Below are 20,590 nucleotides of genomic sequence, written 5' to 3'. Positions count from 1 at the left end.
GACATCTTGGCAGTGCGGAAACCACGACTCATGTCGGCGACGATTCCCAGATATGGCGTGGCGTTTTCATACGCCCTTGCGCGCCCCAACCGACCACAATAGCGCCCAACAGAACAGCCTAACGCCAGCCGTGTGAACGCCAATCCCGCCTTCCGCGGCTGAGTGCGACTTTATGAAAGTCGGTTCCGACCCTTATGGCCTCTATATAACGAAAACTTCCCACCCCCCTCGCTTTTCTATGTCGTTCAGACCATCGTCTAAGGCAATCGCTCTCCTGAGACCGCGTCATGTTGTGCAACTCGAAAAACGAGGACCGCATCGCTCGATTGAACGAGCAGATTCGAATTCGGCCGGCGCTTACGTCCGATTTCGTCTCCAATGTCATCGCGGACGCTTGCATACGGTTTCCACTGCTGAAAAAAGCTGGAAAAACAAGTCGCATCGAAGAATACGAAGCTGGAGCCTGGACTGAAGCGTTCATCGCGTTGATCGAACTCGAACTACCGGCGTGGAGACTTCGCCGCCTCATCTATGAAGATGGCGAATGGTTTTGCTCGCTTTCCAGATATAGACATGTGCCCGTTGAGCTCGATGACACTGCAGACGCAAGTCACGAAGAACTGCCGCTCTCAATCTTGGGCGCATTTCTCGAGGCAAGGCGTATGGCCAGTGCTATGCTTCAATTCTGTTCGCTTGACGCGCCCGAACTCCCGTCAATTACAGGGCATGCAGTTTGCTGTGACAACTTCGGATAACCGCCTGTGCATCGGCAGCGAATTAGGAGATTTCCCCTATTCGCGCTGGACCGCGCAAAATCGCCTTTCCGCTACTGCCGACGCAAATTTTGATGTGGTGGATTGCTAATTGCAATGGTCGCTGCCATCGTGAGCGTCTCGATCCAAATCGGACATAGGATCTTTCCAGGAACGCGCCCAGGAATTCCAAGTTTCACCTGCCGCATGGAATATTTTTGATGGAGGGCGCGACCTCTGTCGCTTCGCGCGAACACGTGTCGTTCTGATTTCTCGCATTTAGAGGCGTCACTTTCAAAGCCGTAATGCGATTGCGCGCCTTTCCTATTACTTCGAAACGAAAGCCATGAAAGGCGAACACCTGCCCCACGTCCGGGATAGAATTCGCCTCATGGATAAGGAAACCAGCGAGGGTGATTGCTTCGACGGGCAGATTCCAGTTCATCGTGCGATTGAGGTCGAGCACCGGCGTCGCACCGTCGAGCAGAACCGGAATCCCGGTGTGCGGGTTCACGAGTTGCATTCCGACATAACTCCTCAGCAAAATACCGAGCAATGCATCGATGTTAGTCCGCTCCAGCGAGGCTTGTCGTTTCGTATTGGCGTAAGAATACGAGTGGCGCTAACGCGTCATTCCAACAGCCGATCGGGCGACTTCAATTTCATTCAGGGAATGGGAGCCGATCCCGCGCACTGCAACTAGAACTCTAGCGTAACAGCTTGCGCCGCAGCCGTCTGGCCGGCGCGATATCATTGCAAGAGTAAGGCGGCCCCAGCTGCGATTACAGCGCCACCAATGTTGAAAAAAGCCAAGCGCATCAGCAAATCTTTGCGGACATGTGTTCCCCTCATCAACGATGGTATGAGGGAACATAAGAAAGTTGGCGTAAAGAAGCCATTCCTAACTCGCGCTAACTACATAAAGGCCCCATAAAGATTACGAGTTTCGCTGATCTCGCTTTCGGCATGATCACGCGCGGCGCTTCGGATGCGATTTGAGCATGTTTTTTTAAGAACGCGCCAGATCGTGCTGTCGCTGGCCAGATCGACGATGTCCGCCGCGCATATCCCTCTGGAAGCCTCGAACACGCGAGCTTAACCGGCGTGGTTTACTTCAAAAGACGGTTCGCGGGCCCCTTCCCTTGTTGAGCATCTGCCGCAATTGCACACGCTCCAGCGAGCTCAGATCGGCGTTTATGCGGCGTATATGCGCTACGAAGATATTCTGAATGGCTTCTTTACATTGTTTGAGTCCATACTTCTGCTGTTCGAAAAGAACGAGAAACGATCATGCTCGAACCCCACCATGTCGCGTTTCTCGCCTTTGCTTTCGGGGTTCTGCTGGGCGTACTGTTACGCGCAAAATGATCCTCAATGGAGGAGATGACAATGATGGAGCCAATCTTCGGCTTGGGCGCCGCCGCTTTGATATTCATGATAGGTAAGAACATAATCGATGAGTTGCGCTTACGGCGCGACAGGAAGAAGACAAGCTCCCTCACGAAATTGACAATACATTGACTTATGAAGTCAGTTGCCCGGGGGGCTTTGGTTCCAAGCACTACTCTGCTTTGCGCCGTCAACAATCTTGAGCCCTAGTCACGAGCCGCTTGCGAACGCTACCGAAGAAAATCAGGGCCTGCAGTCGGGTGATGGCGAAATCTCCTGTCGACTTGACGCGCCTCTCCCAAAGCTCCGACGCGAACGCGTGGATAACAAACGCGCAGTGGTCGCGACGTGAGGCGGAAGCACTAGCTCAGCAACCATCCGCAGGATGTCAGTGACGTTTCCTTCGCATATGCGGTGCGAGCATCTGTCCGACCTACCCTTGCATTGTACGCTGCGGGTCAAGGCGAGAGAAGAACCCTTCTCCGATCTGAAGCGGGCGCTTCGTGGCTCGCTCTCTGCGTTGGCGACGCCATTCTCCAACGAGGGCATCTGTGAAAAGGCGTTCGTCAATCTTATCGATTGGCAAATGGAGCAGGGTAGCCAAGGCCTGATCGTAGGCGGCGTGACAGGGGAAGGGTCTACGCTCACACTGCAAGAGTTCGATCACTTGCTGCAGATAGCTGTCGGGACGGCGGTGGGTTCCATTCCAGTCATCGCTACGACCGGAACGAACTGCACTCGCGAGACGATCCTGCTGACGCAGGCGGCCGAAACGGCGGGCGCGGCGGCAGCCCTAATCGTAACACCGTATTACAATAAGCCGAGTCAGCTGGGGATCTATCGCCACTACTTCGAAATCGCCCGCTCCGTCGGACTCCCGCTCATCATTGAAAATAATCCATCGCGAACGGGTGTGGACATTCTGCCGGAGACGCTCGCGGAACTGGCAGGAATACCGAATATTGTCGCGATCGAGGATGCAACGGGCGACCCTAGGCGCCTTGCCTCGGCTCCGCTTTCGGTGGCGTCAAATTTAGTTCGTCTGTCGGGGGATGATACGACCTGCGTTCTGTCCCGCATGGCTGGATGGCAGGGATCGGTTTCCGTGGTCGCCAACGTTGTGCCGAACCTATGGGCGGAGATGCAGAAGGCGTGCAGCGCGGGCAATTGGAGCCGCGCCACCGCGATCCAGATGCAGTTATCACCGTTGCTACGGGCGCTCCGATTGGAAACCAATCCTGGCCCGATCAAATACGCTCTGTCGTTCGTGAGGCCCTGGTTCAGTCCGGAAGTAAGACTTCCGCTCACGCCCGTGAGTTACGCGACAGGCAAGGCCGTCGTGGCGGCTCTTGCCGACCTTGGGCTTGTCAATTGACAGCAGCGGGCTACTGCATGTGACAATCGCCGCTGTGCAAAACTTGCAAGCGGGCCGCATGGCCCCCCGGAGCCGGCCGCTCCGCCGTCCAAGTGGGACACGGTCACGAAAAGCGGCCATATCGAGATCGGTGACAAGACGCTGGCCCGAGCTGACAGTTCGACGTTCGCCCGAACCAAATCTTCACGTGGAAGTGTAACCCTTCTCGAAGGCGCGGCGGGCTTTTTCGGCGGTGACAAAAGCGAGACGATGAAATTCTACTCGTTCTAAGCATCGCTCCCACGTCGCGCGGGGAAGTCGCGGCAAGCGAACGGAACGATACGATCAATATTGACACCGTGCAATTGGGAGCGTCGATGCTCGAAAAGGCGGAAGCGACGGAAAGCCAAAAGGCGCGTCTGAGGACGCTTGCTCTCGGCGCTTTGGGCGTCGTCTATGGCGATATCGGCACAAGCCCGCTTTATACGATCAAGACCGCGATCGCATGGTCCGGCGGCGCCATGGCGCCAGAAGAGGCGCTCGGCATGTTCTCGCTGATCGTCTGGACGCTCACCATCATTACGTCGATTAAATATGTCGCCGTCATTATGCGCGCCGACAACGAGGGCGAGGGAGGCATTCTGGCGCTTATATCGCTGCTTGGCGTCAAACACGGACGCCGTCCTTTCGTCATCGCCATCGGAATGCTCGGCGCCGCGCTGCTCTTTGGCGACGGCGCCATCACGCCGGCGATCTCCGTCCTAAGCGCGATCGAAGGATTGAAGACGCCGGCTCCGGCGATCGCGCCCTATGTCGCGCCAATTTCCGTTGCGGTTCTCGTCTGCCTTTTCAGCTTTCAATCGCAAGGCACGGCGCGCATTTCAAAGTTCTTCGGCCCCGTCATGACGCTGTGGTTCTTGGTCATTGGCGCTTTGGGCCTTGTCGGCGTCGTCAAACGCCCAGACGTGCTCTTTGCGCTCAATCCGGCCATCGGCCTGGGTTATCTCGCCACGCATGGATTGGCTGGATTTCTGCTGCTCGGCGCCGTGTTCCTCTGCGCCACGGGCGCCGAGGCCCTATACGCGGACATGGGACATTTCGGCCGCCGGCCGATCCGGCTTGCCTGGTACGGCCTCGTGCTGCCGGCGCTGCTGCTCAATTACGCGGGTCAGACCGCGCTTCTTGTCGAAAGTCCGCCCTCGGCACCCGCCAACCCATTCTTCGATCTTTGTCCTCCGGCGTTGCAACTGCCGCTTGTGGGTCTTGCGACAATCGCGACCGTGATCGCGAGCCAGTCGATCATAACCGGCGCCTTCTCGATGACGCGCCAGGCGATCCAACTGGGGCTGCTGCCGCGCATCCATATCGTGCAGACATCCGAGGAAAGCTACGGTCAGATTTACGTCGGCTTCGTCAATTGGGCGTTGATGGCGCTCACTTTGATCCTCACCATTTCCTTCCGTTCGTCGGAACATCTCGCCGCGGCGTTCGGAATCGCCGTTTCGTTGACGATGTTGTTGACGAGCATTCTGATGCTCATCGCAATGCGAGAAGTCTGGCGCTGGAGTATGGTCGTCAGCCTCGCGCTGGCCGGCGTTTTTATTTTCGTCGACGGCTCCTTCGTCGCCGCCAACATGGTGAAGTTCTTTGAGGGCGGCTGGATTCCGCTCGTTACCGCAGCCGTACTATATTTTCTGATGAGTTGCTGGGCGGAAGGCTATGCCGACATGCGCGCCGCTCTGGAGCGCGACACTCTCCCGATACCAAGTTTCATTGCGCAATTTCGCGGCAAGTCCCGCGTCAAGGGCACAGCGGTTTATATGTCTAGCCGCATCGACGTCGTTCCGGTGCCGCTGTTGCATAATCTCAAGCACAATAAGGTCCTGCATGAACGCATCGTGCTCTTGCACGTCGAGACCGAGCAAATCCCGCGTGTTGATCCTTCGCAACGCGTTGAGACAACGCCGCTTGAAGCCGATTTCTATGCGATCAATGTTCGTTACGGATTTATGGAGCAGCCGGACATCCCTCGCGCATTGCTTCTCGAATCGCTTTCAGTCCCATTTCACTTCAATATGATGGAGACCTCCTTCTTCGTCGGCCGATTGACGATTATTCCAACTGGACTGTCTAAGTGGCGAAGGTTCAAATTGCGAATCTATCAGTTCCTGCACCGCAACGCGCTTCCAGCGACGGAATTTTTTCAGATCCCGCCGGGACGCGTCGTTGAACTGGGCGGTCAAGTCGAGATTTAGTTGGAGCGCGGCCAGCGCGATGACTCCGATCATCGAGGTGGCGATGAAGGACTATTGCATGGGCCAATGCGGCCTCGAGACTGAAGAGGATGAGGAATACTTGAGAAAAAATGGACGCCGAAATTCCGCCAAATTCCAATCACGGTCCTCAAATCTCAGGCTGCTTGAGAACCGGCAGCGAATTGGCGCGCCCGACACGATTCGAACGTGTGGCCTCCACCTTCGGAGGGTGGCGCTCTATCCAGCTGAGCTACGGGCGCATGTTAGAGTGCGATAGCGGGAGATATGGATCGCAGTCAATCACCAAGACCGGATCCGATTACAATTTGGCTGACTTTTCACGACCTCCAGACACCGACAATTGTTGCCTATAACTCCCTCCAGTTTGCTTCCGCGATGCTTCCGTGGTCCGGGAAGCGAATTCTCAAACTTTTTGCGCCTTCGCCAACACCCTGACTTCGCTTACTATTCTCTCTTGCTTGCACCTGCAGTTTCCGCTTGCCTTTGCCTTCGGAGGGCAACGCTCTATCCAGCTGAGCTACGGGCGCAGGCGCATTGCGTTTCTACAGGATGGGACGCCGCCCCGCAACGCCGGTCCTAAATGAGACGAGCGTCACGTCCTCGTGCTATGGCGGCGATGCAAGCGCGGGGACCCCTTGATGTTTCTCGACCAATGGCTCGATCGATTGCGCAGCGCGCGCGACAGGCTCGTCTCCAATCCACGATTTCAGCGCTGGGCGCTGAAGAACCCGGTGACCCGTCCCCTGGCGCGGCGCGGCGCGCGCGCGGGGCTCGACCTTGCTGCGGGCTTCGTCTACTCGCAGGTGCTCGTCGCCTGCACGCAACTCAAGCTCTTTGACGTGTTGCGCGACGGCCCTCTGAGCGTCGAGGCGCTCGCGGCGAAACTCGCGCTTTCCGAGGCCGCAACCCGGCGCCTGGTCGACGCCGCCGCTTCTCTCGGCCTCGCCGAGCGGCGCAGCGGCGGCAGATACGGCCTCGGGCTGCTCGGGGCCGCCTTCGCCGGCAATCCCCAGGCGCTCGCCATCGTCGGACATCAGCCGCTGTTTTACACCGACCTCGCCGATCCGGTCGCGCTGCTGCGCCAGGAGAAACGCGGCGCGCTTGCCGACTACTGGCCTTATTCGGACGGCGACGCGCCGACAGCGCTCTCGGCGCAACAGGTCGGCCCCTACAGCGCCTTCATGGCGGCGACGCAGCCGATGGTCGCGCAGGAGGCGCTGGACTCCTACGATATCACGCGTCATCGGCGCCTCCTGGACATTGGCGGCGGCGAAGGCGTGTTTCTCGCCGCCGCAGCGGCGCGCGCCCCGGATCTGCAGCTCGCCCTGTTCGATCTCCCCGCCGTCGCGGCGCGCGCGAGACAGCGGCTCGAAGCGGCGGGCCTGCTCGGGCGCGCGCAGATTCACGGCGGCGACTTCCTCAACGATCCTCTGCCGGAGGGCGCCGACGTCGCGACGCTTATCCGCATCGTGCATGATCATGACGACGCGTCAGCGCTCAGGCTGCTCTGCAATGTGCGCAAGGCGCTTACGCCCGGCGCCACGCTGCTCATCATCGAAGGCATGTCGGGCGTCAAAGGCGCCGAGCCGCTCGACGCCTATTATGGCTTCTACACGCTGGCGATGGGCCGCGGCGAGCCGCGCCGCGTGGACGAGATCGAGGCGCTGCTGCGCGAAGCGGGTTTTGGCCAGTTCCGGCTAGCGCGCAATCCATTGCCCGCTCTTGCGAGCGTTCTCGTCGCTCAGGCGGTGTGAGAGAAAGTCGTCATTGCGAGGAGCGCAGCGACGAAGCTATCCAGCGGCCGCCTCACGATTCTGGATTGCTTCGCCTCGCTCGCAATGACGGCTTTGCGGCTCGTCATTGCGAGGAGGCAAAGCCGACGAAGCAATCCAGGGGCCGCTTCATGCCTCTGGATGGCTTCGCTTCGCTCGCAATGACGGTATAATATCCACGATTATGAAAAACCCGGCTGTCTATATCGTCGCGAGCAAGCGAAATGGCACGCTGTATACCGGCGTCACTTCAAACCTGTCGCACCGAGTTTGGCAGCATCGCGAGGCGGCTCTACGCGGCTTTACGGCGCGTTACGGCTGCAAGAGGCTCGTCTGGTATGAATTCTACGACACGATGCTAAACGCAATTGCGCGAGAGAAACAGCTCAAAGCCGGATCCCGCAAAAGGAAACTTTCTTTGATCGAGACGATGAATCCCGAATGGCGCGATCTCTATGAACAGCTGCTGTGATGCGCACGGCGTCATTGCGAGGAGCGCAGCGACGAAGCTATCCAGCGGCCGCCTCACGATTCTGGATTGCTTCGCCTCGCTCGCAATGACGCGCGGCTTAGTGCGCCCTTCGCCAGGCGATCAGGCCGGCCGTCGATCCATCCAGCCCCTGCGTCGATTCGTCGTTGTTCTCGACGATCGGCGCCAAACGATTGGCGAGCTCCTTGCCCAATTCAACGCCCCACTGGTCGAAGGGATTGATGTCCCAGATCACCGACTGAACGAAAACCTTGTGCTCATAGAGCGCGACGAGGCGCCCGAGCGTGCGCGGATCGAGATGGCGATAGAGCAATACGCTCGACGGTCGATCGCCCGAAAACGTCTTATGCGGCGCAAGCCGCTCCACCTCTTCTTCGGCTAGCCCCTGCCCGCGCAATTGCGCCTTCGCTTCCTCCAGCGTTCGGCCGCGCATAAAAGCTTCGGCCTGCGCCAGGCAGTTGGCGAACAGCAATTCATGATGATGCTGGTCGGCGTCGGTGGGTTCGGCGGCGACGAGGAAGTCGATCGGAACGACGTCGGTTCCCTGGTGCAGAAGCTGAAAGAACGCGTGCTGGCCATTGGTGCCGGGCTCGCCGAAGATCACCGGCCCGGTTTCATAGTCGACCGGCGCGCCGTCGCGCGTCACCGACTTGCCGTTCGACTCCATGTCGAGCTGCTGCAGATAGGCGGGAAAGCGCGCGAGCCGTTGATCATACGGAATGACCGCCTGCGCGGCGCATCCCATGACATTTCTGTGCCAGACGCCGAGTAGTCCCATCAGCGCCGGGATATTCTGTTCAAGCGGCGCTTCGAGGAAATGCATGTCGACGTCATGGCCGCCCTGCAGAAACTGCAGGAAATTCTCAGGCCCGATCGAAATGGCGAGCGCAAGCCCGATCGACGACCAGAGCGAATAACGTCCGCCCACCCAATCCCAGAATCCGAAGACGCGCGCAGGATCGATTCCAAATTCGGCGACCTTGTCGAGCCGCGTTGACACGGCGGCGAAATGCGCCTTCACCGCCGCTTCGCCGAGCGCGGCGACGATGCGCGCGCGGGCGCTTCTGGCGTTCGCCATCGTCTCCTGCGTGGTGAAGGTCTTCGACGAGATGATGAACAGCGTGCGCGACAGATCGAGATCCTGCAGCGTGTCGGCGAGATCGGCGCCGTCGACATTGGCGACGAAATGCATGCGCGGGCCGTCGCCGCGAAAAGGCGAAAGCGCGCGCGCCGCCATCGCCGGGCCGAGATCAGAACCGCCAATGCCAATATTGACGACGTCGCTGAATGGCGCGCCGGTCGCGCCGCCGACATCGCCCGAGCGCACCGCGCGCGCGAAGGCGAAAACCTTCTCGCGTTCGGCCTCGATGAGCGGCCGCATGTTGTCGCCGCCGACGAGAAGCGGACGAGCCGAGAGATCGCGCAGCGCCATATGCATCGCGGCGCGCTTCTCGGTGTTGTTGACGAGGTCGCCAGAGAACAGCGCCGCGCGCCGCGCTTCGAGATCTCGCGCCTTCGCAAGACAAACGAGCAGCGCAATCGTCTCGCGCGTCACTCTGTGCTTCGAGAAGTCGAAGAGCAGATCGTCGAGCTTGACGCTGAAATTCCTGAAGCGCGCCGAATCCTCGGCGAAGAGATCTAGCGTTCGCGTGCGCTCCAGAGCGGCGGCATGAAATTTCAAAGCGTCAAAAGCGACCGCGACGGCGTCCGACATGCGTCTCTCGCAAAGCAAGCAGTGTCCTCAGCGCGGTTGTAGCCGATTCGCGGGCAAGAAAACGCCGGTCTTTACCGCCGGCCGAACGCCCCTAAATTTTTACTGTATTGTGACAGCAGGATGTGAAATCCGTATCTGTTACATGACAATTATCTGACAGCGGGATGACGATGGACGCGATTCCCTTCCTCGACGTGCGCGATGGCGGCCCCGTCGCCCATGCGCAGGCGCGGATCGCCGCCGCCGCCGCGCTCCGCAAAGCTTGTCTTGGCGTCGTCGCGCCGATGAGCCGGGTGTGCCTCTCGCCGATTGACCGGATCGCGGCGAACTGGCTGAAGCGCTCGGCCTCGGCCTATCGCGCGGAGCTCGAGCGCATCGTCGCGATTCTCGGCTTTCCCGGCGCGATGACGCTGAACATGTCCTATCTCTTCGCCTGCACGACCCAGGCCTATGAGGACGAACACGGTCTGCCGCGCCTGCGCCGGACGCTCGACTGGCCCTTCCAGGGGCTTGGCAAGGGCGTCGAAATCGCGTGGCAGTCGGGCGCCGCCGGCGAATTCTACAACGCCACCTGGCCTGGAGCCGTCGGCGTGCTCAGCGCCATGGCGCCCGGGCGTTTTTGCGCGGCGATCAACCAGGCGCCGATGAAGCGGCGCACGCAGGGCGCGCTCGGCCTCGCCTATGACGCGGCGCTCAATCTGCGCGACGCCATCGCAAGCGAAGGCGGCTGGCCGCCCGATCATCTGCTGCGTTACGCCTTTGAAAATTGTGCGGATTTCGAAGAAGCCGTCGCGTGCATCGCCAGCGCGCCGCTCGCCCGTCCGACGCTATTTACGCTCGCGGGCGTCAGGCGCGGCGAGATGGCGCTGATCGAGCGCACCGAATGCGACGCGCGCGTTCTGCGCGGCCCGGTCATCGTGGTCAATGACTGGCAGGAGCCGCAGGCCGGCTGGCAGGCGCGCATGAGTTACGAGAATAACGTCAGCCGCAAGGCCGCGATGCAGGCCGTCGCGCCCGACGCGCCGCGCTTTTCCTGGGTGCACGAGCCGGTGCTGAATCGCCTCACGCGGCTCGCGGTGGAAATGTGCAGCGTCGGCGCCGGCGATTTCGCCGCGCGCGGCTACGAGTGCCCCTATGTGAAGGGCCAGCCGGCGCCTGTGACGCAGGACTTCTGCCTGCGGGCGGCGACGCCCACGGCGCTCGCGGCTTAATCCAGCTTCGGCGCGCTCGCGCGCCGCAGCCGATCGTTGATCGCTTCGCCCAATCCCCGCTCCGGCACATGCGCCACGGCGACGTCGGCGATGTGGCGGCTATCGAATTCCCGCAAATGCGCGAAAAGATTGGCGGCGGCCTCGACGAGATCGCCCGAAGGCGAAAGATCGAGCACGAAAGCGCCGGGCCTGGCGCGCGCGGCGAGCCTGCCGCCGAAATCGAGCGCCGCCTCGCCTTCCTCGAGTTCATGCGCTTCGAGGCGCAGCCGGGCCTCCGGCGCATAATGGGACGGCGTCATGCCCGGGGCCATGATTTCAGCCTGCGCCGGCGCCGATAGCGTCTCGCCAAGGACCTTCTCGATCGCCTCGCGCGTCACGGCGCCCGGCCGCAGCAGAACAGGGGCGGCCTCGCAGAACGACACGATCGTCGACTCCAGCCCCGCGGGGGTGCGGCCGCCGTCAAGGATCATCTCGACCCTGCCCGAGAGATCCTCCGCGACATGCGCGGCCGTCACCGGGCTCACATGGCCGGAGCGGTTGGCGGAAGGGGCCGCGATCGGGCGGCCAAGCGCACCGATCAGCGCTCGCGCGACAGGATGGGCGGGAACCCGAACGGCGACGCTCGGCAGTCCGGCTCTGGCAAGATCGCAGACCGAGCCGCCGGGGGCGAGCGGCGCGACGATCGTCAACGGCCCCGGCCAGAAGGCTTCAGCGAGGCCCAGCGCGAGCTCGGGGAGTTCCGCCTCGCGCCGCGCGGCGTCGAGATCGGCGACATGGGCGATCAGCGGATTGAACGACGGGCGGTCCTTGGCGTCGTAGATTCGAGCGACCGCCCAGGCCTGCGTCGCGTCGGCGCCCAGGCCGTAGACGGTCTCCGTCGGAAAAGCGACAAGCCCGCCCTCGCGCAGGATCTCTGCAGCACGCGCAATCGCCTCGGCGTCGGCCGGCAAAACGGCTGTCACGGGCTCCGGCCGCTGTAGGGCGGCTTCGGGATCGCCATATGCGCCTCGCGCAACGCCTTCGACCAGCTCTCGCGCAACTCGCGAAAATACGGGTCGTTGGAGCCGATCCTCGTCGCAACCTCGATTTGCAGCGCGTCGCGACGCAGCAGCGCGATGTCGATCGGCATGCCTACGGACAGATTCGAGCGCATGGTCGAATCCATCGAAATGAGGCCGATCTTCAGCGCGTCATAGATGTTGGTGTCAAAATTGACGGCGCGGTCGAGGATAGGCTTGCCGTATTTGTGCTCGCCGATCTGCAGATAATTGGTGTCCGGCGTGCATTCGATGCTGTTGCCGGCGGTATAGATCATGAAGAGACGGAGCGGCCCGCCAGCGATCTGTCCGCCGAGCAGCAGCGACACGTCGAAGCTTACGCCTTGCGCCGCGGGCTCCCCCTCGGCGCTGCCCGTCTGCGCGCGCGAAAGCCGCACCGCGCGACCGACGAGCTGCGCCGCATGCAGCATGCTGGGCGCGTTCATGACGCTCTCGAAGACGCCGCTTTCGACATCCTCGATGCCGTCGCTGATCAGATTCACGACGCCTTGCGTCACCGAAAGATTGCCCGAGGCGGCGAGCATCAGCACGCGCTCGCCCGGCCGCTCGAAGAGATACAGCTTGCGGAACGTCGATATGTTGTCGAGCCCGGCGTTGGTGCGCGTATCGGCGATCATCACCAGTCCATCGCGCACGAGAATGCCGCAACAATAGGTCATAAGGCTCCGCCGCGGTTCGCGCCAAAACGGCTCAGGACTTACAAGTTTCAGGCCAGGGCACAAGTGCGGCGAAGCCACAGGCCAAGGAAAATCAGCCGCCCTCCTCAGTCTTGAAGGGAAGCTCGGCCGCATGCTCGGCGGTCCATTCCGTGACCGCGGCGCGCTCGCGCGCCAGATAGGCGGACACCGCCTCGGCGAGGCGCGGGTCGGCGAAGCGATGGGCCGAATGGGTGATCACCGGCCGATAGCCGCGCGCGATCTTGTGCTCGCCCTGCGCGCCGGCCTCGACGCGCTTGAAGCCGTGGCGGATCGCATAGTCGATCGCCTGATAGTAGCAGACCTCGAAATGGAGAAACGGCAGCGGCTCGAGCGCGCCCCAATTGCGCCCGTAGATGGCGTCGTCGCCGAGGAAATTGATCGCGCCGGCGATATGCCGGGCGCCGCGGCGCGCCATCACCAGCAGGATGCGGTCCGCCATGCTTACCCCGACCTCGTCGAAGAACGCGCGGGTCAGATACGGCCGGCCCCATTTGCGCGCGCCGGTGTCCATATAGAACTCGAAAAACGAGTCCCAGTGCTGCGGACGAATGTCGCTCCCGGTGAGCAGATCGATCTCTAGGTCGTCGCAAAGCGCTTCGCGCCGCTCGCGCCTGATCGCCTTGCGCTTGCGCGCCGTGAGCCGTGACAGAAAATCCTCGAAGTCGGCGTAGCCTTCATTGACGAAGTGGAATTGTTCTCCGGCGCGAGAGATGAACCCCGCGCCGCTCAGCGCGGCGCACTCCTCCTCCGTGCAGAAGGTGACATGGATGGACGACGCGCCGCTCGCTTTGCGCAACTCCAGCAACCCCGCGATCAGCGCCTCGCGCGCGCCCGCCGGCGCGTCCTTCGCGACCAGCAGCCGGCGCCCTGTGACCGGCGTAAAGGGCGCCGCGACCTGGATCTTCGGATAATAGCGCCCGCCGGCAAGCTCATAGGCCTGCGCCCAGCTCTGATCGAACACATATTCGCCGAGGCTATGCGATTTGATATAGGCCGGCGCACAGGCGACAAGACGCCCCAGCGAATCCTCGACCAGCGTATGCGCGGGCCGCCATCCGGCGCGCGCGCCGACCGACGTCGACGATTCAAGCGCGCGCAGGAAGGCGTGCGAAACGAAAGGATTGTATCGCTCGCCGACCGAATCCGGCAGGGCTGCGGGATTCGCGCACGCGTCCCATGCTGCGGCCGCGACGCAGTCGAGCGATTCGGCGTATCGAACCGATAATCTTTGCGCCATGTGTCCAGTGGAGCAGCCGCGTTCGATAGGCTTCTAGCATGCCGTCGCGGCGCCCTCTAACATGGCGCGAACAACGGCGTCATCCAAGCGCGACTTTTGAGCAGGCAGAACGAAAAACATGAGAATCAACGGCCGCGACTACAGAACGATCTGGCTCGACTCAGACGGGCGGCGGGTCCACGTCATCGACCAGACAAGGCTGCCGCACCGATTCGAGACGAAAGCGCTCGCGAACTGCGAAGACGCCGCCGCCGCCATCCGCGATATGACGGTGCGCGGCGCGCCGCTGATCGGCGTGACGGGCGCCTATGGCATGGCCCTCGCCGCCGCGCGCGATCCAAGCGACTCGGCGATCGAAAGCGCCCATGCGCTGCTGCTCGCCACGCGGCCGACGGCCGTCAATCTGCGCTGGGCGCTCGACCGGCTACGCGCGGCGCTGCTCGCGACGCCGCCATCGGCGCGGGCCGACCTCGCCTATGCCGAAGCCGGCAAGATCGCGGAAGAAGACGTGGCCGCCTGCCAAGCCATCGGCAGCGCCGGCGCCGAACTCATCGACAGGGCGCGCCGGGGCGACGGTCCGATCAACATTCTCACCCATTGCAACGCCGGCTGGCTCGCGACCGTCGACTGGGGCACGGCGCTGGCGCCGATCTATACGGCTGCGCGGCAGGGCGCGCCCATTCATGTCTGGGTCGACGAGACCCGTCCGCGCAATCAAGGCGCAAGCCTCACCGCCTTCGAACTGCTGGGCGAAGAGATTCCGCACACGATCATCGCCGACAACGCCGGCGGTCATCTCATGCAGCACGGGCTCGTCGATCTCGTCATCGTCGGCAGCGACCGGACGACGCGCGCCGGCGACGTGTGCAACAAGATTGGCACCTATCTCAAGGCGCTCGCGGCGCATGACAATGACGTGCCATTCTATGTCGCGCTGCCGTCGTCGACCGTCGACTGGCGCATCGCCGACGGCGTCCGCGATATCCCGATCGAAGAGCGCAGCGCGCGCGAAGTGACGCATATCAGCGGACGCAACGCCGACGGCGCGCCGATCGAAATTCAGCTCACGCCCGACGGTTCCCCGGCGCGCAATTTCGGCTTCGACGTGACGCCGTCGCGCTTCGTCACGGGGCTGATCACCGAGCGCGGCGTCTGCGCGGCGACGGAAGAAGGGCTGAAGGGATTGTTCCCGGACCTTGCCGGTTAGCCGCATTGACGCTGCCGACTCTAGTCACTCCCGACGCGCGCAGCGCGATCGGGAATCCAGAACAAGCCATCATGAAGACGTTGAACTGGATTCCCGGTTAGTCCTTCGGCCTCCCGGGAATGACAAAGGTGCTACTTTGTCGTCTCGCGCGTTCCGTAATTCTTGAAGCGCTCCACCGTGCGCATGATCTCCTCATCGGAAAGCACGACCGGCTCGCCGGCGAGCGCGCCGAGGTAGAAGACCTGCGCGAGCGCTTCGAGCTCCACCGCGCGCCATAGAGTTCTGCGCATATTCGCGCCCGTGACGATGGCGCCGTGATTGGCGAGCAGCACGCCGTCCCGATCCTTCAGCCCCGCGACGGCGAGCTGCGACAGCTCCGCCGTTCCGTAAGGCGCATAATCCACGCAGCGCACAGTGGGACCGCCGAAAGCCGCGATCATGTAATGCACGGCGGGAATGTCGCGCCGCAACGTCGCGATCGTCGTCGCATAGGGCGAATGCATATGGACGATCGCGTTCACATCCGGCCGCGCGCGATAGATGTCGAGATGAAAGCGCCACTCGCTCGAGGGCGGCAAGGGACCGTCGAACACGCCTTCGCCGGCAAGCGGCATGCGCGCGATCGCCTCCGGCGAGAGTTCGCGGCTCGGAACGCCGCTCGGCGTGACAAGCGCGGCGTCGCCCACCCGCAACGACAGATTGCCGGCGGAGCCGTGATTGAGCCCCAACCGCTCCATCTCCTGCGCGGCCTCGACGATCGCCGCGCGCTCCTCGCGCTCGTTCATGCGGCAAGCCTTACAGGCGCGGCGCCGCTCATGACAAGCGCCGAGGGACGACCGGAAAGGCGGGGCGATATTGCGCGTGCTCGGGTTGCGGTATAGGAGGGGCGTCCCCGTCTCGGGGCCGGTAGCTCAATGGTTAGAGCCGGCCGCTCATAACGGTCTGGTTGCAGGTTCGAGTCCTGCCCGGCCCACCACCCAAGCTGCACATCTCGAGCTTCGACGGCCCGAAAAATCGTCAGAGCCGCGCGCAGATCCGTTTGAAAGAAAACGGGCGTTCGTCAATTGCCGTCCAAGACAAGTGACGTAGTTACCCTGCTTCCACCCGACAGCCAACCAGCAGACGCCATAGCGCTCTGCTTACGATTCAACAGGAGGAAGCTAATGCTTCGCAGACTGGCTATTTTGCTCGCATTGCTCGGCGCCTTGGCGCTTCCGTCGACTGTTCTCGCAGGTCGCGGCGGCGGACACGGCGGAGGCGGCGGGCATGGAGGCGGCGGGCATGGAGGAGGCAGTCATCGGGACGGCGGCTGGGATGGCGGCCGTAAAGGCGGATGGGACGGTCGAGGCGGCGGCTGGCGGCGTGGCGGTGGCTGGGACCATGGTCGCAGAGGTTGGGGCCATCGCGGCTGGGGACGCGGGCGCTACTGGGGCGGCCGTTGGTATCCCTACGGCGTAGGCCGCTGCTGGCGACCGATTCCCGGCGGCTGGGTCTGGGTCTGCTCATAGGGGCCGCTCCTATTCGACACTCGCCAGCCATGGCGTGGCGAGCGAGGCATTCAGACAGCGATAAATGGTGCGGGGCGGAGTCTTACCGCCCCTCACCAGACCCAGCGTGTAAGCCGTTCCACCATTCCTTATGGCTACAACGCCGCCTCGCTCTCTACGATCTCGATCCGCGCCGAAGCCTCCATTCCCGGCCGCAACGCCAGATCGGGATTGCTCGCCTCGATCACGACGTCGACGACTGCGCTTTCTTGTGACTGCCGACGCGCCTCGACGACCTTGCCGGCGAAAGTGCGCTCGGGCGCCGCGGGGTTCGAGAGCAACACATTGGCGCCTGGAACGATCGCGAGCGCTTCCTTGCCTTCCGCCCTCGCATTAAGGCGAACTCTTTGGGCGTCGGCGATGACGAACAGCGGGGCGCCAGCGACGACGCGCGCGCCGACGGCGGCCCTGCGCTCGACAATAAAGCCCGCGACGGGCGCTTTCACCTCGGCGCCGGCGCGTCCCGCCTCCGCCTTCGCCGCCGCCTCCCGACGCTGCGCGACTTCAGCCTCGGCGCGCTGCACCTGCGCCTGCGCGCGCGCCAGGGCGCGACGGGCGCTGGCGAGCGTCTTGCGGCTCGCGGCGCGACGTCCGGCGCGCGCCTCCAGCGTTTCGAGGTTCGACTGCGCCCGCGCCTGCGCGCTCTGACGCTGCGCCAGCCGCCGCTCAGCGGCGGCCAGCGCGCTTCTCTCGCGCGCCAAGGCCTCGTCGAGGGAACGCGCATCGAGCGTCGCGCATGTCTCGCCCTTCTCCACTTTGGCGCCGACGTCGCAGGAGAGCTTCGCGATCACGCCTGCCGCAGGCGCGGCGACCGGCGTCTGCGACATTGGCGCGATCACGCCGCTGACGACGACCGTTCGGGCCGCCGGGGCGCCCGCAATCGGCGCTTCCTCGCGCATGAGACTGACGCGCGTGTGAAGATAGAACGCGCCGCTAACGACGATGAGGAGCAGTCCCAACAGGCCGGCGACGACAGGCCGAACCCAATCGCCGGCGGCGATGACGGCCGCTGCGCCGGGGGCCTGGGGGACGAGCGCGCCGCGCGGCGCGGGAGTGTGCGCCGCCGACCGGAAGATGGCTTTTTCGACCTCGACGAGCAGAAAGAGCACGACGCTCGCGCCGACGATATGCCACCAGATCTCCGGGTCGAGCGGCGTCGTGTTGAACAACGCCTGCATGAACGGCAGATAGGTGAACATCGCCTGCAGCACGACGACGATGGCGACGGAAATCAGCACCGCGCGACTGCCAAAGAGGCCCTTCAGCGACAACGACGACTCGGACAGGAAGCGCGCATTGAAGAGGTAAGCGACTTCGCAGGCGACGAGCGTGTTGACGGCGACCGTTCGCGCGCTGTCGAGCCCCATGCCTCGCGCCTTCTCAAGCTCATAGAGGCCGAAGGTCGCGAGCAGCATCAGCAAAGATACGAACACGATCCGCCATACGAAATAGCGGGACAGGATCGGCTCGCTCGAAGAGCGCGGCGGGCGCAGCATGACGCCCTTGGTCGGCGGCTCAAACGCGAGCGCGAGGCCAAGCGTGACGGCGGTGATCAGATTTATCCAGAGAATCTGCACCGGAGTCACGGGCAGGGTCTCGCCCATCGCGATCGCCGCGATGACGGTGAGACCCTCGCCGCCGTTGGTCGGCAGGATGTAGAGAATGGTCTTCTTTAGATTCTCGTAAACGACGCGGCCTTCATGCACCGCGTGCACGATCGACGCGAAATTGTCGTCGGCGAGCACCATTTCCGCCGCCTCCTTGGCGGCCTCGGTGCCTTTGACGCCCATGGCGATGCCGATGTCGGCGCGCTTTAAAGCGGGCGCGTCGTTCACGCCGTCGCCGGTCATCGCGACGATTTCGCCGCGCTTCTGCAAAGACTGAACGAGCCGCAGCTTATGTTCCGGACTGGTGCGCGCGAACACCGTCGTGGCGCTCACCGCGTCGCCGAGGTCGTCGTCGCTGAGGTCGTCGAGATCGCGGCCGGTGAGCACCGCTTCAGGCCGTTGCAGACCGAGTTCGCGGGCGATGGCCGTCGCTGTCGCCGCGTGATCGCCGGTAATCATCTTGACGGACATGCCGGCCGTCGCGCATTCGCGGATCGCTTCGACGGCCTCTGGACGCGGCGGATCGACCAAGCCGATGAGCCCGACGAACACGAGCCCGGACTCGACGTCGTCGAACGAGAGCTGCTGCTGCCCCTCGTCGGCTTTCTTGGAGGCGACCGCCAGGACGCGCTGCCCGCGCGTGGCCAGATTAACGATGCGGTCGAGCCAGCAGGCGCAGTCGATCGGAACCTGCTCCCCGCGCACGCCCTGCTCCCAGAAGCACATCTCGAGCAGCCGCTCGGGCGCGCCTTTGACGAAAATATAGCCGACGCCCTCATGGTCGTGATGCAGCGTCGCCATGAAGCGATGCTGCGATTCAAACGGAATCTCGTCCGTACGGGGCAGTTCCAGCGCCAGCTTTTCCAGGTTCACGCCGCCTTTCACGGCGGCGGCGAGCAAGGCGCCTTCGGTCGGATCGCCCTCGATGCTCCAGACGCCGTCCTTCTCCCGCAGCGCGGCGTCGTTGCAGAGCGCGACTGGGCGCAGGGCCAAGGCCAAATGAACGTCCTCGCCGACGACGACATCCTTGCCGTTGCGCAAGAATCCGCCGTGCGGGTCATAGCCCGCGCCTGTCGTCTCATAGGCCCCGCCAGAGGTGACGATCGAGCGGACGATCAGTTCGTTGAGCGTCAGCGTGCCCGTCTTATCGGAGCAGATCGTGCTCACCGCGCCGAGCGTCTCGACCGCCGGCAATTGGCGGATGATCGCCTTGCGCCGCGCCATGCGCTCCACGCCGATCGCCAGCGTAATGGTGATGATGGCCGGCAGGCCCTCCGGAATGGCCGAGACGGCCAAACCGACCGCCGCCATGAACATCTCGCCGGCGTCGAAACCCCAGACCAGCGAGCCAAAGGCGAAGACGCCGGCGGACACGACGAGAATGACGACGGTGAGCCATCGCGCGAATTCGTCCATGCGCTGCAGCAACGGCGTGGAGAGCGTCTCCACTTCCGCCAGCATGGCGTTGATGCGCCCGATCTCCGTCGCGGCGCCCGTGGCGACAACGACGCCTGACGCCTGACCATAGGTCACAACCGTGCCCGAATAGGCCATGCAGGCGCGATCGCCCAGCGCCGCATCCGCCGCGACCGGCGCCGCGTCCTTGTCGACCGGCAAAGACTCGCCGGTGAGCGCCGATTCCTGCACTTTCAGCGATTTGACTCTTATCAGTCGGATATCGGCCGGTATCCTGTCGCCCGACTGGACATAGACGATGTCGCCCGGCGCGACCGCGCTCGCGTCGATGACGACGCGCTGCCCGTCCCGGACCACGGTGGCTTGCGACGAGAGCATGTTGCGGACGGCCTCCATGGCCCGTTCCGCCTTGCCCTCCTGAATGAAGCCGATGATGGCGTTGATGACGACGACCGCGACGATGACGGCGGTGTCGACCCAATGCTGCATGAGCGCCGTGACGACGGCAGACGCAATCAGGACATAGATCAACACATTATGGAACTGCAGTGCGAAACGCGTCAGCGCGCTGCGCCGTCTGCCGACCGGGAGGCGATTGGGGCCGTGGACGGCGAGTCGCCTTTCCGCCTCAGCCTGGCTCAAACCCAGACGGGATGCGCCCAGGCGCTCGAGCGCGGCGTCGGCTCCAAGCGCCCAGAATTCCTTTGCTTCAGCCGAAGGCTCCATGCGTAGTTTTTCTCCTCCGCGGCTTTCCGCACGCTCTCCGCAGGCGCGGCGACAGAACGCCTCCGGCACGGCCGAAGGCGCTGCATAACATATGGTTCTTATGGGAGGCTTTGGCAGCGCTTATGGCATAAAGCGC

14 protein-coding genes and 2 tRNA genes are annotated in these 20,590 nt (G+C 63.1%); 8 read left to right on the top strand and 8 right to left on the bottom strand.

The annotated features are described in order from the left end of the window. Positions 1-287: 287 nt before the first annotated feature. Entirely contained in the window at positions 288-755 is a 468-nt protein-coding gene (locus tag AC0X69_RS19695) for a hypothetical protein (protein ID WP_482610038.1), read from the top strand. A gap of 193 nt (positions 756-948) precedes the next feature. Here AC0X69_RS19695 and AC0X69_RS19690 read toward each other — a convergent pair whose 3' ends face one another. Further along, positions 949-1,308 carry a transporter associated domain-containing protein gene (locus AC0X69_RS19690; protein ID WP_482610036.1) on the bottom strand — a complete coding sequence of 120 codons (360 nt, stop codon included), beginning with the start codon at positions 1,306-1,308 and terminating at the stop codon, positions 949-951. Positions 1,309-2,580: 1,272 nt separating this feature from the next. On the opposite strand from AC0X69_RS19690, the gene dapA reads away from it, so the two are divergent. Together dapA and AC0X69_RS19680 are read left to right on the top strand one after the other, a co-directional pair. Further along, the gene (gene dapA, locus AC0X69_RS19685) at positions 2,581-3,516 is read left to right on the top strand and encodes a 4-hydroxy-tetrahydrodipicolinate synthase (protein ID WP_482610034.1); all 936 of its coding nucleotides are present in this window, start codon (positions 2,581-2,583) and stop codon (positions 3,514-3,516) included. A gap of 356 nt (positions 3,517-3,872) precedes the next feature. Next, on the top strand, positions 3,873-5,750 hold the full coding sequence (locus AC0X69_RS19680; RefSeq protein ID WP_482610032.1) for a potassium transporter Kup: 1,878 nt from the start codon (positions 3,873-3,875) through the stop codon (positions 5,748-5,750). Positions 5,751-5,933: 183 nt separating this feature from the next. On the opposite strand, the gene AC0X69_RS19675 is transcribed toward AC0X69_RS19680, so the two are convergent. Then, positions 5,934-6,010: transfer RNA gene (locus tag AC0X69_RS19675), tRNA-Arg, on the bottom strand. 396 nt (positions 6,011-6,406) lie between these two features. Between AC0X69_RS19675 and AC0X69_RS19670 the strand changes: the two genes are divergently transcribed. Next, on the top strand, positions 6,407-7,525 hold the full coding sequence (locus AC0X69_RS19670) for a methyltransferase (RefSeq protein ID WP_482610030.1): 1,119 nt from the start codon (positions 6,407-6,409) through the stop codon (positions 7,523-7,525). Positions 7,526-7,727: 202 nt separating this feature from the next. Next, positions 7,728-8,015, top strand: a complete 288-nt coding sequence (locus AC0X69_RS19665) for a GIY-YIG nuclease family protein (RefSeq protein WP_482610028.1) — start codon at positions 7,728-7,730, stop codon at positions 8,013-8,015. Between the two features lie 97 nt (positions 8,016-8,112). On the opposite strand, the gene pgi is transcribed toward AC0X69_RS19665, so the two are convergent. Further along, a complete protein-coding gene (gene pgi / locus AC0X69_RS19660) occupies positions 8,113-9,747 on the bottom strand; it encodes a glucose-6-phosphate isomerase (RefSeq protein WP_482610026.1) in 1,635 nt (544 codons plus the stop codon). A gap of 164 nt (positions 9,748-9,911) precedes the next feature. On the opposite strand from pgi, the gene AC0X69_RS19655 reads away from it, so the two are divergent. After that, the gene (locus AC0X69_RS19655) at positions 9,912-10,958 is read left to right on the top strand and encodes an Ntn hydrolase family protein (protein WP_482610024.1); all 1,047 of its coding nucleotides are present in this window, start codon (positions 9,912-9,914) and stop codon (positions 10,956-10,958) included. On the opposite strand, the gene AC0X69_RS19650 is transcribed toward AC0X69_RS19655, so the two are convergent. From AC0X69_RS19650 to AC0X69_RS19640, 3 genes are all read right to left on the bottom strand, one after another. Then, positions 10,955-11,920: an L-threonylcarbamoyladenylate synthase gene (locus AC0X69_RS19650; protein ID WP_482610022.1), complete on the bottom strand. Its 966-nt coding sequence runs from the start codon at positions 11,918-11,920 to the stop codon at positions 10,955-10,957. The two genes, AC0X69_RS19655 and AC0X69_RS19650, sit on opposite strands and share 4 nt — an antisense overlap. Beyond that, the gene (locus AC0X69_RS19645) at positions 11,917-12,675 is read right to left on the bottom strand and encodes a proteasome-type protease (RefSeq protein WP_482610020.1); all 759 of its coding nucleotides are present in this window, start codon (positions 12,673-12,675) and stop codon (positions 11,917-11,919) included. The genes AC0X69_RS19650 and AC0X69_RS19645 overlap by 4 nt, the downstream gene beginning before the upstream one ends. Before the next feature lie 91 nt (positions 12,676-12,766). Continuing rightward, entirely contained in the window at positions 12,767-13,951 is a 1,185-nt protein-coding gene (locus tag AC0X69_RS19640; protein WP_482610018.1) for a GNAT family N-acetyltransferase, read from the bottom strand. A gap of 118 nt (positions 13,952-14,069) precedes the next feature. Here AC0X69_RS19640 and mtnA point away from each other — a divergent pair, with 118 nt between their 5' ends. Then, positions 14,070-15,158, top strand: coding sequence for an S-methyl-5-thioribose-1-phosphate isomerase (gene mtnA / locus AC0X69_RS19635; RefSeq protein WP_482610016.1), 1,089 nt, complete (start codon positions 14,070-14,072; stop codon positions 15,156-15,158). 131 nt (positions 15,159-15,289) lie between these two features. Here the strand turns inward: mtnA and AC0X69_RS19630 are convergent, their stop codons facing one another. After that, a complete protein-coding gene (locus AC0X69_RS19630; protein ID WP_482610015.1) occupies positions 15,290-15,943 on the bottom strand; it encodes a class II aldolase/adducin family protein in 654 nt (217 codons plus the stop codon). Positions 15,944-16,058: 115 nt separating this feature from the next. Here AC0X69_RS19630 and AC0X69_RS19625 point away from each other — a divergent pair. Next, positions 16,059-16,134 (top strand) — tRNA-Ile (locus tag AC0X69_RS19625). A gap of 666 nt (positions 16,135-16,800) precedes the next feature. On the opposite strand, the gene AC0X69_RS19620 is transcribed toward AC0X69_RS19625, so the two are convergent. Beyond that, a complete protein-coding gene (locus AC0X69_RS19620) occupies positions 16,801-20,454 on the bottom strand; it encodes an HAD-IC family P-type ATPase (protein WP_482610013.1) in 3,654 nt (1,217 codons plus the stop codon). Between the last annotated feature and the right edge of the window lie 136 nt (positions 20,455-20,590).

The sequence above is a fragment of the Methylocystis sp. Uni0008 genome (assembly GCF_056838045.1).
The sequence above is the reverse complement of the archived record's forward strand: the minus strand, read 5'-3'. Positions and strand labels throughout refer to the sequence as shown.